Here is a 15,248-nt window from a genome sequence, read left to right on the forward strand (position 1 = left end):
CCCTCGATCTGATCGAGCGCGACCGCAACGGTGAGGACATCCGCGAGAAGGTCGTCGCCCACAACCAGCTCTACCTCGTGCTCAGCGAGATCTGGCTGGTCGCCTACGAAGAGCAGTTCCAGCTGATGGGCAACCCGCAGGTGATGGTCGCGAAGGTCGTCTGGGACACGATCATGTACTGGTCGGTCCCCGGGCTGTTGTTCTTCCACGGCAAGTTCCCGCGGCTCGGCGACAGCCCCGGCTCACTGGCCAACCTGTTCCGCGCGTGGAAAGTCCACTCGCGCGTGCAGCAGTTCTTCCGCGAGTGGCACGCGGTCGACGACCGTCCCGCCGAGGGCGTTTTCGCCGATCCCTACACGCTTCTGCCGTTCATCGTCGACCTGCACGAGGGAATGGCCGCCGGGCTCGAGGACGACGAGCTGGACGCGCAGTTCGCCCGCAACGTCGAACTGCTCGAGCAAGTCGCGGGGCAGCTGGTCACCACTGTCGTCGAACGACTGCGCGAGGTGCCGGAGCTCGACGCGGAGGCGCAGATCGAAGCCTGGCTGTCGGAACGGCTGCTGACAGAGCTGCGGGCGGCCCACGAACGCCGGCGTGGGGACAACCCCATCGACGACGCGTGGGTCACGCTGGGCCGTCAGAGCCCGTCGATGGCATGAGCTCCGCCGGAGAGCACCTGCGAGAACGACTGCAACGCCTGCCGCCGGGCAGGCGGGCCGAGCTCGCGGAACTGTTGCGGCGCGGGAAGCCCGAGTGGTTCTCGCGCCAGGGAAGCTCGGATCCGGAGATGCGGCTCTTCTGCATCTCCCACGCGGGCGGCGGCGCGGCGGTCTTCCGGGGCTGGAGCGATCTCCTGCCGGAGGGCGTCGAGGTGTGCGCGGTTCAGTTGCCGGGCAGGGAAACCAGGGCGGGGGAGCAGCCGTACTTGCGGATGGAACCGCTCGTGACCGACCTGCACGCCGCGATCGTGCCGTTGCTCGACCGGCCGTTCGCGCTGTTCGGGCACAGCATGGGTGCGCTGGTGGCGTTCGAACTGGCCCGGCGGCTGCGCCGGGAAGGCTCACCGCGCCCGGAACACCTGTTCCTGGCCGCGTTCCGGGCACCACAGCTGCCCAGCCCCAACATCAGGATCTACCACCTGCCCGACGAGGTGCTGAAAACGGTGCTGGCCAAGGACGGAACGCCGCAGAGCGTGCTGGACAACGCCGAGATCATGGCCGCGCTGCTGCCCACGTTGCGCGCCGACCTCGAACTCTGCGACACGTATGAACACTCGGACGAGCCCCCGCTGGCGACTCCGATGTCGGTCTTCGGCGGCCGGGACGACGTGCGGGTGAGCCAGACCGACCTCGAGCAGTGGAAAGCCCAAGCGGACAACGACTTCAGCCTCAGCATGCTGCCCGGATCGCACTTCTTCCTCCGCGGCTCGCGGGACCTGCTGCTGGCGGAGATCAGCAAGAAACTCACGACCTCCGAGGGGGATCTACCGGCATGAACGAGCAACGTGAACCCCTCGCGATCGTCGGGATCGGCTGTCACTTCCCCGGCGGCGCGAGCACACCGGACGCGTACTGGGACCTGCTGTGCGCGGGGGTCGACGCGACCCGCGAGCTCCCTCCGGACCGTTGGGAGGTCCGGAAGTTCTACGATCCCGATCCCGCGAAGCTCGGCAAGATGAGCACGTTCCGCGGCGGGTTCCTGGACCGCGTCGACCAGTTCGACGCGCAGTTCTTCGGAATCTCACCGCGTGAGGCGGTCTGGCTCGACCCTCAGCAACGCCTGCTGCTGCGGACGGTCTGGGAGGCCTTCGAGGACGCGGGCCAGGACGTGGACCGGTTGGCGGGCAGCGACGTCGGCGTGTTCGTCGGCGGGTTCACGCTGGACTACCAACTCCTGCAGAACTACGGCGTGCACAGCCGATACGAGCTCCAGGCCCACTCGGCCACCGGCATGATGATGACGATGCTGGCCAACCGGCTGTCGCACGCGTTCGACTTCCGCGGCCCGAGCCTCACCGTCGACACCGCGTGCTCAGCCTCGCTGGTCGCACTCCACCTCGCGGCGCAGGCGATCCGGAACGGCGAGTGCTCGCAGGCGGTGGTCGGCGGGGTCAACGTGATGCTCGCGCCGAACATGACCATCGCCGAGTCCAAAGGTGGGTTTCTCAGCCCGGACGGCCGGTGCAAGACTTTCGACTCGTCCGCGAACGGATACGCGCGAGGCGAAGGCGCCGGAGTCGTGCTGATCAAACCGCTGAGCGCGGCACAGGCGGACGGTGATCCGATCTACGCGCTCGTCCGGGGCACCGCGGTCACCCAGGACGGCCACACCAACGGCATCACCGTCCCGAACGGAGCCTCACAAGAGGAAGCGATGCGCCTCGCCTACGCGCGAGCGGGCGTTTCGCCGCACGAGGTGCAGTACGTCGAAGCACACGGCACGGGCACCCCGGTCGGAGATCCCGTCGAGGCGGCGGCGATCGGCCGGGTCCTGTCGACCGGCCGAGGGGAGGGAGACTCGATCCTCGTCGGCTCCGTCAAGACCAACATCGGGCACCTCGAGGCGGCCGCGGGTGTGGCGGGCTTGATCAAGACGGCGTTGTCGTTGAAGCACGGCCGCATTCCAGCGCACCTGCATCTCGTTGACCCGAACCCCGCGATTCCGTTCGACGAGTTCGGGTTGCGAGTACCGACGAGCCTCACGGACTGGCCGGCGACCGGCGGGCCTCGCTACGCGGGGGTGAACTCGTTCGGCTTCGGCGGTACCAATGCCCATGCCCTGCTGCAGGAGGCACCGGCCGCGCCCGTGCCGCCACCCAGCGCTGATCACGAACGGCGACAGGTGCTCTCGTTGTCCGCGCGCAGCCCGGAGGCGTTGCGCGACGTGGCCGCGTCGATGAGCCAGTTCCTCGCAGACACCGAGCACACACTCGCGGACGTCTCCTACTCCTGCGTCGCGCGCCGGGCGCGTCACGACCACCGCCTGGCGGTCGTCGCGCGCGACACGGCGGAGGCACAAAAGCGCCTGCAGTCCTATTTGGATGAGGAGAAGGCCGACGGCGTCGTCGTCGGCAAGGCCCAGCAGGGGCGGAAGCTCGCGTTCGTCTTCTCCGGCATGGGTCCGCAGTGGTGGGGCATGGGCAGGCGGCTGTTCGCGACCGAACCCGTGTTCCGCGTGGCGGTCGAGGAATGCGACGCCGAGCTGCGGAAGTACGCCGACTGGTCGTTGGTCGACGCGATGCTGGCGTCTGAGGACGAGTCCCGGATGGCTGAGACCGAGGTGGCGCAACCGGCGAACTTCGCGCTACAGGTCGGGCTCGCGGCACTTTGGAAGTCCTGGGGCGTCGAACCGGACGCGATCATCGGGCACAGCGCCGGCGAGGTTGCCGCGCAGTACGTGGCCGGGGTGCTGAGCTTGGCGGACGCGACCAAGGTCATCCACTACCGCAGCACGCTGCAGCAGCGCACGTCCGGAAACGGCCGCATGCTGGCGGTCGGCATGACCGCCGAAACCCTCAGGCAGGCGGTGGCCGACGCCGGTCCCGAGGTTTCGGTGGCGGCGATCAACAGTCCGAGCGCGGTCACGCTGTCCGGTGACGCGGCGGTCCTGGAGAGCATGGCCGCGCAGCTGGAGACGTTCGGCGTCTTCCACCGCTTCTTGCCGGTCAAGGTCCCGTTCCACAGTCACTACATGGATCCGTTGCGCGGTGAGCTGGAAGCGGGGCTGGCCGATCTCGCACCGAGTACAGCGCGGCTGCCGCTGTACTCGACGGTCGTCGGCAGCAGGATCGACGGAAGTGGCGCCGACGCCCGTTACTGGTGGCAGAACGTCCGCGCCACGGTCCTGTTCTCGGCCGCGTTCGACGAGATGATCGGCGACGGCTACACCCATTTCGTCGAGGTCGCGCCGCACCCGGTGCTGGCGAGCTCGATGCGGGAACTCCTCGCCGACGCGGGCCAGGAGGGTCTGGTCGTTCCGTCGTTGCGCCGCGGCGAGGACGACGAGGAGATCATGCTGCGATCGCTGGGCTCCCTGCACAACCACGGCCATCCGGTGGCCTGGGACGGTTTCCACCCGCCGGACGCCCGGTTCATCAAGCTGCCCGGCTATCCGTGGCAGCTCAAGACCTACTGGAACGAGTCGGCGGAGGCACGCGAGGACCGCCACTACGAGCAGGTGCATCCGTTGCTGGGACAGCGGATGAACGCCTCACATCCCACGTGGGAACTGGAGGTCGATGCCGGTCGGTTGCCGTACCTGGCGGACCACCGCATCCAGGACAACACCCTGTTGCCCGGCGCGGCGCTCATCGAGATGGCGCTGGCCGCCGCTCACGAGGTGTACGGCGAGAGCACCTACAGCGTTGACGACCTCAAGCTGCGCAAGGCGTTGGTGCTCACGCCGACGTCGGACGCACGGCTGCGCACGACGTTGTACGCGGAGCAGGCACGGGTCGAGATCGCCAGCTACCTGGCGCTGCCCAGTGGCGAACGGCAGTGGACCGTGCACGCGACCGCTCAACTCGGCCTGAGCACGACCACGCCCGCACCACGCGACCTGGCCGGGGCGCGCGTCGTCTGCCGCCACCGCGTCTCGCGGGACGAGTTCTACGAGCAGACGCGCACAATGGGCTTCCAGTACGGCCCGGCTTTCCAGGGTGTGCAGGAGATCGCCACCGGCGACCGCCTGGCGCTCGGCCGGGTCATGATTCCCGAGGCGATCGCGGCCGACGAGGGCTACCTCTTCCACCCCTGCTTGGTGGACGCCGCGTTCCAAGTCCTGCTGATCGCTGCGGCAGCCCTCGAAGCTGATCAGGCCCGCGCCACGCCGTACCTGCCAGTCGGGATCGACCGGATCCGGGTGCTGGCGCCACCAGCGGGGGAGATGACCGTCCTGGCACGGGTGCGCACAGCCGATCGGACGCGGATCGTCAGCGACATCACCCTGTGCGACCCCGGCGGGCGAGTGCTGGTCGAGATCGACGGATTCCGCGCCCAGTCGCTCGCCAGCGCCGCCAGCATGTCCCCGGAGCGCATCGACCGCGGGCTCTACCAGTTGCTGTGGCAGGAAAGCCCGCGCGAGACCGCGGAAGCGGTGCAGGCGACCGGAGCGTGGGTGATCTTTACCGATTCCACCGGTGTGGCTGCTGAGGCCACGACACGTCTTCGTGCGAATGGAACGCAGGTGATTTCCGTAGCCCATGCCGATGTGCACGAACCAGTGGAGGCGGACGACACCTGGACTATCGACGCGACGAAGGCGGACCACTACCGGTACCTGATGAGGGCGTTGGGCGAGCAGGAGATCAGCAAGATCATCCACTTGTGGAGCCTGGACGCCGAGTTCGACGAGACGCGGTCGACCCACGATCTGGAAGCACAGCAGGAAACCGGTGTGCTGTCGGTGATGCGGCTGATGCAGGCGCTGTCGGCAGAGCTGTCCCAGGTTCCGAAGGTGTGGCTCGTGACGCGAGGAGCGCAGCCCGTCGGGGACGACCCTGGCCTGCCGCGCGTCGAGCAGGCTCCGATGTGGGGACTGGGCCGGGTGATCGGCCACCAGGAGTTCGCAACGCTGTGGGGCGGGTTGTGCGATCTCGACCCCGGCGAGACGGCGGCCGAGCAGGCCGCGCTGCTGGTGGACGAGATCACCGCCAGCGACGCGGAAGACCAGGTGGCCTTCCGCGCGGGCAGCCGCTACGTCGCGAGGCTCGCCGAAAGCACCGGGCTCACGCCGCTGTTCCCCGCCCGGATGCGTGACGCGGGCAGCTATCTGGTCACCGGCGGACTGGGTTCGCTGGGCCTGCTCGTCGCGCGGTTCCTGGTCGAACGCGGCGCACGCGACGTGGTCCTGATGGGCCGGACACCGGTGCCTGATCGGCGGACCTGGGACGACCTGCCCGTCCGCCATCCGCACCGCGCACTGGTCCACGAGCTTCGGGAGCTGGAGGCGCTCGGCGCCCGGATCCACCTCGCCGCTGCCGATGTCGCGGACCCTGCTCAGCTGCGAGAGTGGCTGGCCTTCCACCGCGAGCAGGGCCTGCCCGAGATCGCCGGTGTCATCCACGTTGCCGGTGTCGTCGACGACGAGCTGCTCGTGCGAATGGACCGCGACATGTTCACGAAGGTCCTGCGGCCCAAACTGGTCGGTGGATGGCTGCTGCACCAGCTCTTCCGCGAGTCCGATTTGGACTTCTTCGTGTTGTTCTCGTCCACGGGATCGGTGATCGCGTCGCCGGGACAGGGTAACTACGCGTCCGGCAACGCCTTTCTCGACGCGCTCGCGAGCTACCGGCGCGGACTCGGGCTTCCCGGGCTCAGCATCGGGTGGGGGCCGTGGTCGGTGGGCATGGTGCAGCAGCTCGAACTCGAGCAGATCTACGCCCGCCGCGGCATCGAGCTCATCACGCCCGAGGTCGGCATGCAGATCCTGGGTCGCGTGCTGCAGCAACGACTCCCGCATCTGGTGGCGATCACGGTCGACTGGGCGACAGCACGCGAAACGTCCCTGACCGGGCAGCTGCCGCCGATGTTCTCCGAACTCGAAGTGCGCGGTGGTGGCGAGCCGCTCGACGAGGGTGACGCGGACGCCCTGCTCGTGAACCTGCGGCGGGCAGGTGAGTCCGAGCGTCCTGGGGTGCTGCGCGACTATCTGCGCGACGTCACCGCACGGGTGCTGGGTCTGGAGTCCGAGCAGGTCAGCACAGAGGAGAACCTCAACAGCCTCGGCTTGGACTCGATGATGGCGATCGAGATGAAGCACCGGGTCGAGGCCGTGCTGCGGATCGAGGTCTCGGTGCTCGACCTGTTGCAGGGCGCCACGATCACCGGCCTGGCTGAGGGACTTGTGACCCGGCTCCAGCTCGGTACTTCCGACTCACCGGCCGAGCCCGCCGACGAGGTCGACGAACTGGAGCTGCTGCTCTCGACGGTCGCTCCAGATGAGCTCGAGGCGCTTCTGCGTGAGCTGGAGGCGTGACGCGATGCCTTATGTGATCACTGAACCGTGCATCGGGAGCAAGGACGCGTCCTGCTACGACGTGTGTCCGGTCGATGCGATCCAGCCGACGCCCGATGGTCCGGACGACAACCACGATCAGCTGTTCATCGATCCGGTGGCCTGCATCGATTGTGGAGCTTGTCAGGCGGTCTGCCCGGTCGAGGCGATCTACGGCGACGACGAGGTCCCCGAGCAGTGGAGGTCGTGGATCGCCGTCAACAAGGATTTCTTCCAGCCGGCAACGGCGTCGAAAACCTAGGCGGCACAAAGAAATGCGCCGGTTGGTGAGGAACCGACCGGCGCATTTCTTCGTATCTCAGTCTTTCCACCAGTCGCGGATCGCCGCGCTCACCTCGTCGGCCGCGTCGGACTGCACGAAGTGACCGGCTCCCTTGACGATCACCGTGGTGTGGTCGGGGAACCTCTCCTCGAGGCGCTTGCGGTCGTTGTCACCGAACGCCATGTCCGCGTCGGCCCACACGATCAGCGTCGGGAGGTCTGAGATCAGCTTCAGGTTGGTCTCGACGTCGGCGAGGAAGTCGCGGGCGCCGGTGATCGCGCCAGGCAGGATCGCGCAGGCGTTGCGGCGTTCAGTCGTGTCCAGCGCCTCGCGGTAGTGCTTCATCTCGGCATCGGAGACCTTGCGGCGACGATGACCCGCGGGCACCAGGGCGTTCACGAACACGTTGAACCGCCTGATGAGCTCGCGCCCGATGAACCCGCCCATCACGCGGGAGGCCATCTCGGCCTTCAACTCGCCGTTGGCCGGCCACGCCCAGGTGTTCGCGAGGACGATCCGAGTGAACCGGTCAGGCCGCTGCTCAGCGGCGAAGAGCCCGATCGGCCCGCCCCAGTCGTGGGCTACGAGCGTTGCGCCCGAGATGTCCAGGCGGTCGAGGAACTCCACGACCACGCCGGCGTGGTCAGCCGGCTTGTAGCCGTACCCCGGCGCGGCTGTCGACAGCCCGAACCCCGGGTAGTCCAGGGCGATGCACCGGAAACGGTCTTTCAATGACGAGATGACATCGCGGTACACGAAAGACCAGGTCGGGTTGCCGTGCAGCATCACCAGGATCGGCCCGGAACCCTCGTCGACGTAGTGGACGGTGTGCCCGTTGAGTTCGATGAAGTGGCTCTCGAAGGGGAACAGGCCGGCATCCACCCAGGACGGCCGGGTGCCTGCGGTGTGCTGGGACGACATCTCTGCGCCTCTCGCTCCGGAACTATATTAATGTAAAGTGAGCTATTGAAAGTCAAGCATGAAGGCGGGTGGGCGGCAAATGCCGAAGCGGTCTTACGGCCAGTACTGCGGCCTGGCGCGGGCGCTCGACGTCGTCGGTGCGCGCTGGAGCCTGCTCATCGTCAGGGAGCTGCTGGTCGGCCCGGCCCGCTACGGCGAACTGCTGGCCGGCTTGCCGGGCATCGCCACGAACCTCCTCGCCTCCCGCCTGAAGGAGTTGGAGGAAGTCGGAGTCGTCGAACGCACTCTCGACACCGACAGCAACGGCGTCGCGTATGTCCTCACGTCGTGGGGGAGAGAACTCCGTGACACGGTCGCGTCGCTGGTGCGTTGGAGCACCCCGCTGATGATCGCCGGCCCGCAGGGCGACACCTTCCAGGGCCGCTGGCTGGTCGTCGCACTCGATGCCCTGCTGCGCGACCGAAGATCCAAGAAGGCGATGACGATCGGCTTGTCCGCCGACGACGCGGTGGTCGCCGTGCACGCGTCCAAGACGGGAATGCGCGTCGAGGTCTGCGGCGAAGAGCGGCCCGCCACCGTCTTCCGCGGCGAGCCCGCCATCGTGCTGGGCCTGGCCTCGGGGATGCTGACCGTCGAGCAGGCGGTGGCGGCAGGCGGCTCGGTGACTGGCCACGAAGCCGACCTCACCGCTGTGCTCACCCCCGCCTGACCATGTCAGGCCTCGGTGTCGAAGAGCTCGGGCACCCGCAGAGCGAGTGTCATGTCGCCCTCCACCTTCATCTTCCCGGCCATGAACGCCTTCATGGCGTCCTGCTGGCCCTCCGCGATGGCGAGCCAGATCTCGCTCGTGGTGGTGAACGTGGTGTCCGGCTCCTCGACACCACCGGGAATCAGGCGGGCGACGCCGTCCTTGATCTCCACCGCCCACACACCGGGGTCCAGGTCGGTGAGCTGCCACTGCAGGGTGCGTTCGAGACCGTCAGCAGCCTCGGGCCGCAGGCGGCCGGGCAGCTGGTCGAAGACTTCACCGATGGTGAGGGGCATGGGATTCCGCTCCTGATGTTCGTCGTCACGGTCGTGCCCGCCGACCGTAGAAGCACGAACTTCCTTGCCCATTACCGGAGCCGTAAGCCCTTACGCGCGAGGTAAGCGGGCCGTAACTGCCGCCATCGATCATCGATCTGAAACGGGGAGTGGTCTTGATGGACGAAGTTGTGACCGGCACCGACGTGGTGTCGCAGTTCCTCGCCGCGGCCGCCGCGGGAGACACCGACGCCGTGATCGCGACATTGGCCGACGACGCCGAGATGGTGACGCCGTTGTCGAGCCGTGTAGTGGTCCGCGGCCGCGACGACCTGCGCATCTTCTTCGGAGCGTTTCTCCCAGTGCTGTCCCGGGAACTGCACTGGCGCAGCCGGGTCAGCAACGGTGACACGACCGTCGCCTTGGCCGTGGCGCGACTCGGTGGAGTGCGTGTCGAGGACGCGATGCTGATCGAGCAGAACGCCGATGGCCGCATATGCCGGATCACCCCGCACGTCCGGCCGTGGCTGGGCTTGACGGTGTCGGCATTCGTGCTGGGTCCCAAGCTGATGCGGCATCCCGGGCTCATCCGCCGTGCGATGGCACGCCGGTAGCCGAGACTGTCAGGAGCCCGGCACCGCGGCCGTGTACGGCTTGACATTGGCCTGGTGATCCATGTCGTCCGGCAGGGGATCAGCTCACCAGGAGAAAGTCCCGTTGCCCCAGCAGCCGTTCCAGTGCCCGGCGGCTTCGGCTCACCGGCTCGTCGATGCTCAGCCGCTCCGCCGCGTAGGTGGAAACCAGACGAGGCATGCTGTAGCGGCCGCGTCCGAGGTGCTCGAGCAGGTGCGCGTCAACCAGTACGTCGAGCAGCTTCTGCGTTGACCTCGTCGCCTGGTTCGCGAGCACCGCGGCGGCTCGCACGTCGAAGGTGTCGCCGGGGTGGAGTGTCAGCAGCCGAAGCAGTCGCCGTGACTCCGGAGGCAGCAAGCGGTCGGACAGCGTTAGGCTGGACCGCAGACCGCCCTCCAACGCGAGCGTCGCGACCGTTTCCACGTAGTCGGCCAATGTCCAGCAAGGGTGTTCGCGCAGGTGGTGGCCGATGATCGTCAACGCCTGCGGGTGCCGGCCCAGCAGTTCGACGATCCGGGTGACAGGCCCGGATCCGATGCGTCGCGGCACCGCGTTGCGTCGCAACAACTCCAGCGCATCGGCGGTGTTGAGTGGCTGCACTGTCGTGGACGGCAGACTGTGCAACGTGCGACGACTGGTGATGAGTGCGTGACTGCCCTTGGGCGGTAACAGAGGTGCGATCTGAGTTGCGTCCGCTGCGTTGTCCAGCACGATCAACGCGCGTGTTCCGGCAAGCATCCGGTGGTACATGCGTGATCGCGCATCGAGGTCGGGCGGAATCTGGTCGCCGGGTAAACCGAGCAGCCGTAAGAACGACTCCAGCACAGCCACTGGATCGACCGGTGGACGAGCGGGGTCGATTCCGCGCAGGTTCACGAACAACACCGGGCCGTCGACCATGCCGCGGCTGATCAGTCGGTGTCCCAAGTGGACAGCCAAGGAAGTCTTTCCGATTCCCGCCAATCCGTTCAACGCCACCACGCCGCCGGCTGCGAACCGGTCCATCAGATCGGCCCGGCCGATGAAGTCGGGCAAGTCCGAAGGGAGCTCGTCGCACACGCTGATGCAGCTGGTCGCATCGGTCTCGCCCAGCACTCGGCGCAAAGCCTGCCGCCACTCTCCGACGGCGGCGACGTTCCCGTCGACAAGTGCGTCGACGATCGCGAGCATCAGGTCGATGTTGGGACGGCGCCTGCCAGTCTGAAAACAGTTGCCGACAGTCGACCTCGCAGGCCATTCACTGCGTGGCCGGCCCGCAAGCTGCCACGACGTGTGAATGCGTTTGGTGATGTCGGTGATCGACGGATTTCCCGCATCTACCTTCAGCGTGCGTAAAGCTGCGACATAGTCGTCGAGCGTGCGCGGTCTGCCCGGCGTGAACACTGGAACGCCCCCCTCAGCGAACTTGGAACGCTCGTTTCAAGATAGCCGGGTTGTCAAGGTCGTTCCACTCAGCGAACCGATTCGTCCAGGATCGTCCACGACCCCCCAACGGCGGCTGGATGGTCGAGATGCTGCTGCCATGCCAGAGATCATCGTCACGCTCCAGCACGCTGGTGACACCGTCACGACAGGGCAGGCCCGGTCGCACTCGGTCGTCGTCGATCGTCCGGAGGAAAAGGGCGGCAACGACAAGGGGCCCATGGGTGGTGAGCTGCTGCTGCTCGCTCTCGGTGGCTGCTTCCTCAGCACCTTCCTCGGAATGCTCAAGGCCGACGGTCACTCGCTCGACCGCGAGCTGGTCAGCCTGAACGTCACGGGTGTCCTCACGCCCGCACCGACCAGGTTCACCGAGATCATCGTTGAGGTGACGGCGCCGGAAGAGCTCAAGGGGGAGCTCGCCAAGCCGTTCCTGAAGGCCGAGCGCGGCTGCATCGTGCACAACTCGATCAAGGACGCGATCGCTGTCGCGTTCGAGTACCGGTGGACAACAGGGGGATGACAGTGTCAATGGGGGAGATCAAGAAGGTCGTCATCGTCGGAGCTGGGTTCTCCGGGACGTTGACGGCGACCAGGTTGTTGCAGTTCGCGGACTCTCCGTTGGAGATCACGCTCATCGAACGCAACGAGCGAGTTCGCGGCGGCGGCATCGCCTTCGGCGAGGCGTCCACGACCTGGAACCACATGCTCAACATCCAGGCGGGCCGGATCACGCTCTACCGCGAGCGCGCCGAGGACTTCCTGGAGTGGGCCAACCACGAAGCCGACCGGTCTGAGTGGCCGACGAGGTGGAAATACCACGCGTTCAGCCTGAGCTGCGTCGTCCCGCGGCGGATCTTCGGTCAGTACCTGACCGAACGCCTGCACAGCACCGCCGAAGAAGCCCGCGGGCAGGCCACTCTGATCGAACGCACGGGAACCGTGGTGGACGTGCGGCCGGACGGCGAAGGACACGTCGTTCAGCTCGTGTCCGGCGACGAGGGGCAGGTGCACACGTTGCCTGCGGACTACGTCGTCTTCGCCACCGGTCACCTGGACCCGGTGCACAAGCCGTTCTACGACGGTGTGAAGGACTCGGCCCGGTTCGTGTTCAACCCGTACGCGAACAGCTCGCGAGCCGTGTTCAACGAGATCAGGCCGGATGAGAAGGTGCTGCTCGTCGGGTCGGGTCTGACGTCGTTCGACGCGGTGGTGTCCCTGGTCAACGCTGGTCACACCGGCGAGATCCTGATCTGCTCGCGTGCCGGCCACATGCACGGCACCTATCCGGCCGACCACCAGCACGACATCTGGCAGGCGCGCCGGCCACCGTTCCTCGACACCGAGACCCTGACCGCCGACGCCGTGGTCGAGGGTGTGCGGGCCGAGTACGAGTACCTGAAGGCCTCGCTGCACGACACCCATCCGGACGTCGTCGCGGAACGGATCATGAAGGCCTGGGAACCGTACGTCATCGAGGTCGCCCAGCGCCTGGATCCGGCAGACGTGCGGATGCTGCTCGACAAGTACAAGAGCCTCATCGTCGCCAGCCGCACCAGCACGGTTCCGGACATCGGCAACGTGGTGCGCAGCCGAATGCGGAGCTATCCCGGTGCGCCGCGCACGATCTCGCAACTGCCGGCGGAGATCACCAGTATGACGGAGGCGAACGGCAAGATCCGCGTGTCGTTCAGCGACCGGCCCGACCTCGAGGTCGACCGCGTCGTCAACTGCCTGGGCAACACCACGAACTACGGAACCATCGCCCATCCGTTGTGGCGAGGCCTGGTCCAGGACCGCAAGCAAGCAACGCCGCACGGCAAAACCGGCCGCGGCGTCGAAGTTCGCGGCCACGGCCAGCTCGTGGCTCAGGACGGCACGGTCAGCGGCACGCTCTACGGCGTCGGCCCGATGCGCCAGGGCGACGAGACGGTCCGTCGCGGCCGGCTCGGCGCGTTCGTGTTCAGCATCGGCACGCTGCGCAACCAGTGCTTCGACACGGCAATGGAAATGTTGCGGCACATGCGGTTCCCGGAGGTCACGGCGATCCCCGAGGACGTGTCGCACTGCCTGGTGCGGAGCACCGACTGGCTCGTCGAGCATGTCGGAGCTCCGCAGGTCAGGGACAAGGTGTTGGCGCACGCCCAGGAATCGGTGCTGCCCGCGACTCAGGCCTACTTGCAGGCGCGGGAACGCGACCAACGCGACAAGTTGCGCAAGGCGATCGCCGACGACCTGGCCGAGTTCGCGCCGACCCTGGACCTGGAACCCGCAGTCGCGCAACGTCTCACATTGCTGCTGGCACTGGCTGTGGAGAAGCACGTCGTGCTGTCGATGTGCGACATCACCCGGCTCTCGGAGTGGCAGTCGCCGCAGTACACGGAGCTGGTTCGCACGGCGGCGGTGGCGCTGAAGTGACGATCTTCGACCGGTTGTACATGGTGCGGCACGGTGAATCGACCTGCAACGTCGTGCACCGCATCGCAGGAAACCTGGACGCGCCGCTCACGTTCCTCGGACGCGTCCAGGCCGAGAAAGTGGCGAGCAAGCACAAAGGACAGTCGTTCGACCGCGTCTTCGTGTCTCCGCTCTCGCGGGCGCACGACACCGCGCGGACGATCCTCGGCGACCGGCCGGACATGATCGTCGACCCACGCCTGATGGAGCGCGATTTCGGCGACTACACGCTCAAGAGCAAGTCGCTGCTGCAGAGGCAACACGGCATCGCCGAGTACGAGAAGGCGATGAACGGCGACAGCGACACCATGTCCGGCGGGGAGACCTTCGAGCAGTTTCGGTCGCGGGTGCACGACTTCTTCGTGCAGGAGCTGGTACCAGCACTGGAACGCGGCGAGATCGTGTGCGTCGTGTCGCACAAGTACGTCGTCGAGCTGATCTGCCGTTTCATCCTCGACCGACCCGCGGACGAGTCCTATGACCTGCGGCTGCCGAATTCGGAAATGCTGCGGGGCGGCCGGATCGCCAGCTACGTCGGCAGGGAGAACAAACACCGCAACATGTTCTACGACCGGATCGTCGTACATCACCCGGTCGTGTTCTGCCTGGGCATGGTCGCCGGCCTGCTCGGCAACCTGGCCGGCATCCGGATACCCGCATCGCCGTACGTCCTGCTCGCCCTGCTCGTGGCCGCGAGCATCATCACGATGTGCCGCATCGAGCTCGAGAGCGCCGGCCGGTACGTGACCGACCGCGGGATCATCCGGGCAGTCCTGGCGCGGTACGTGGCCATACCGGTCTTGCTCGCCCTTGCGCTGCACTGGTTCCCGCTCGGCGACATCGGGTACGCCGCCGTGCTGATCGCGGCGCCGAGCTCGGTGGTCGCGATGACCGTGAGTCGATGTTTGGGCGGCATGATCGTTCCCGCTTTCGCGCACGTAATGTTGTCTTCGCTGGCAGCGGCCGTGTCGTTCTCGGCCGTGCTGTCCGTCGTGCTGGACCGCGATGTCGTGCTCGCAGTAATGCTGAGTGTGCTGGCATCGACCGGAACTGTGCTCGTGTCGTACGCCGTGGTGAAGCAGCTGCGCAAGCGCAGCCCAATTCGCACGGCCAAGTTCGGCGAGCGCAACGCCTACCTGGCCGTGCTGATGCTCACCGCGTTCATCGTGCTCGTCTCGCTGTCGGTGGATCTCTCGACGTTCGCCACCTACGGCCTCGCGGCGGTGGTGGTTGCCGTCGTGCTGCGTCTGATCTCGCTGGCACTGACGAGGCGCAACGGCCTGCAAGGCGTGGACGACTACGTGGCGATGACGTACCCGAACGTCTTCGTGGTGGTGATCATCGCCGTGCTGACCGGGCACGCGACGCTTGCCACGCTCGCGATCTGGTCGTTGTTGCCCACGTTCGCACTGTCCTTTTTCGATAGCTGGTACGCGCGGCGCGTCATGGTGGACGCGAACGACGAACGCTGGCTGACCGAGCTGCGGATCCCGCGGCCGCGTGTGACCACCTAGTGTCC

General features: G+C 66.9%; 12 protein-coding genes. 9 read left to right on the forward strand and 3 right to left on the reverse strand.

The features are described 5' to 3' along the window. The 4 genes from UK23_RS53050 to UK23_RS32905 form a co-directional block, all read left to right on the forward strand. Positions 1 to 659: hypothetical protein (locus UK23_RS53050; protein WP_045315608.1), on the forward strand; the 659-nt coding region annotated here is incomplete at its 5' end. Continuing rightward, complete coding sequence (locus UK23_RS32895; protein WP_045315609.1) at positions 656 to 1,495, forward strand: thioesterase II family protein; 840 nt, start codon at positions 656 to 658, stop codon at positions 1,493 to 1,495. The genes UK23_RS53050 and UK23_RS32895, both read left to right, overlap by 4 nt. Further along, positions 1,492 to 6,975, forward strand: coding sequence for a type I polyketide synthase (locus UK23_RS32900; protein ID WP_045315610.1), 5,484 nt, complete (start codon positions 1,492 to 1,494; stop codon positions 6,973 to 6,975). Before UK23_RS32895 ends, UK23_RS32900 begins: the two co-directional genes overlap by 4 nt. 4 nt (positions 6,976 to 6,979) lie before the next feature. Continuing rightward, positions 6,980 to 7,255 carry a 4Fe-4S dicluster domain-containing protein gene (locus tag UK23_RS32905; RefSeq protein ID WP_045315617.1) on the forward strand — a complete coding sequence of 92 codons (276 nt, stop codon included), beginning with the start codon at positions 6,980 to 6,982 and terminating at the stop codon, positions 7,253 to 7,255. A 57-nt stretch (positions 7,256 to 7,312) separates the two neighbouring features. On the opposite strand, the gene UK23_RS32910 is transcribed toward UK23_RS32905, so the two are convergent. Further along, complete coding sequence (locus UK23_RS32910; RefSeq protein ID WP_045315611.1) at positions 7,313 to 8,197, reverse strand: alpha/beta fold hydrolase; 885 nt, start codon at positions 8,195 to 8,197, stop codon at positions 7,313 to 7,315. 79 nt (positions 8,198 to 8,276) lie between these two features. Here UK23_RS32910 and UK23_RS32915 point away from each other — a divergent pair, with 79 nt between their 5' ends. Beyond that, positions 8,277 to 8,906, forward strand: a complete 630-nt coding sequence (locus UK23_RS32915) for a winged helix-turn-helix transcriptional regulator (RefSeq protein WP_045315612.1) — start codon at positions 8,277 to 8,279, stop codon at positions 8,904 to 8,906. Between the two features lie 5 nt (positions 8,907 to 8,911). Here UK23_RS32915 and UK23_RS32920 read toward each other — a convergent pair whose 3' ends face one another. Further along, the gene (locus UK23_RS32920; protein WP_045315613.1) at positions 8,912 to 9,241 is read right to left on the reverse strand and encodes an SCP2 sterol-binding domain-containing protein; all 330 of its coding nucleotides are present in this window, start codon (positions 9,239 to 9,241) and stop codon (positions 8,912 to 8,914) included. A gap of 158 nt (positions 9,242 to 9,399) precedes the next feature. On the opposite strand from UK23_RS32920, the gene UK23_RS32925 reads away from it, so the two are divergent. Then, positions 9,400 to 9,834: a nuclear transport factor 2 family protein gene (locus UK23_RS32925; RefSeq protein ID WP_156213554.1), complete on the forward strand. Its 435-nt coding sequence runs from the start codon at positions 9,400 to 9,402 to the stop codon at positions 9,832 to 9,834. Between the two features lie 79 nt (positions 9,835 to 9,913). On the opposite strand, the gene UK23_RS32930 is transcribed toward UK23_RS32925, so the two are convergent. Then, on the reverse strand, positions 9,914 to 11,236 hold the full coding sequence (locus UK23_RS32930; protein ID WP_156213555.1) for a hypothetical protein: 1,323 nt from the start codon (positions 11,234 to 11,236) through the stop codon (positions 9,914 to 9,916). Positions 11,237 to 11,375: 139 nt separating this feature from the next. Between UK23_RS32930 and UK23_RS32935 the strand changes: the two genes are divergently transcribed. From UK23_RS32935 to UK23_RS32945, 3 genes are read left to right on the forward strand one after another with little or no spacing between them, the layout of a single operon-like run. After that, positions 11,376 to 11,795 (forward strand): OsmC family protein, encoded by a 420-nt coding sequence (locus UK23_RS32935; RefSeq protein WP_045315614.1) that lies wholly within the window; start codon positions 11,376 to 11,378, stop codon positions 11,793 to 11,795. 8 nt (positions 11,796 to 11,803) lie between these two features. Next, positions 11,804 to 13,690, forward strand: coding sequence for an FAD/NAD(P)-binding protein (locus tag UK23_RS32940; protein WP_045315615.1), 1,887 nt, complete (start codon positions 11,804 to 11,806; stop codon positions 13,688 to 13,690). Further along, entirely contained in the window at positions 13,687 to 15,243 is a 1,557-nt protein-coding gene (locus tag UK23_RS32945) for a histidine phosphatase family protein (protein WP_045315616.1), read from the forward strand. The genes UK23_RS32940 and UK23_RS32945 overlap by 4 nt, the downstream gene beginning before the upstream one ends. The last annotated feature ends 5 nt before the right edge of the window (positions 15,244 to 15,248 follow it).

Source organism: Lentzea aerocolonigenes, assembly GCF_000955955.1.
In the GTDB taxonomy this organism is placed as follows: Bacteria; Actinomycetota; Actinomycetes; order Mycobacteriales; family Pseudonocardiaceae; genus Lentzea; species Lentzea aerocolonigenes_A.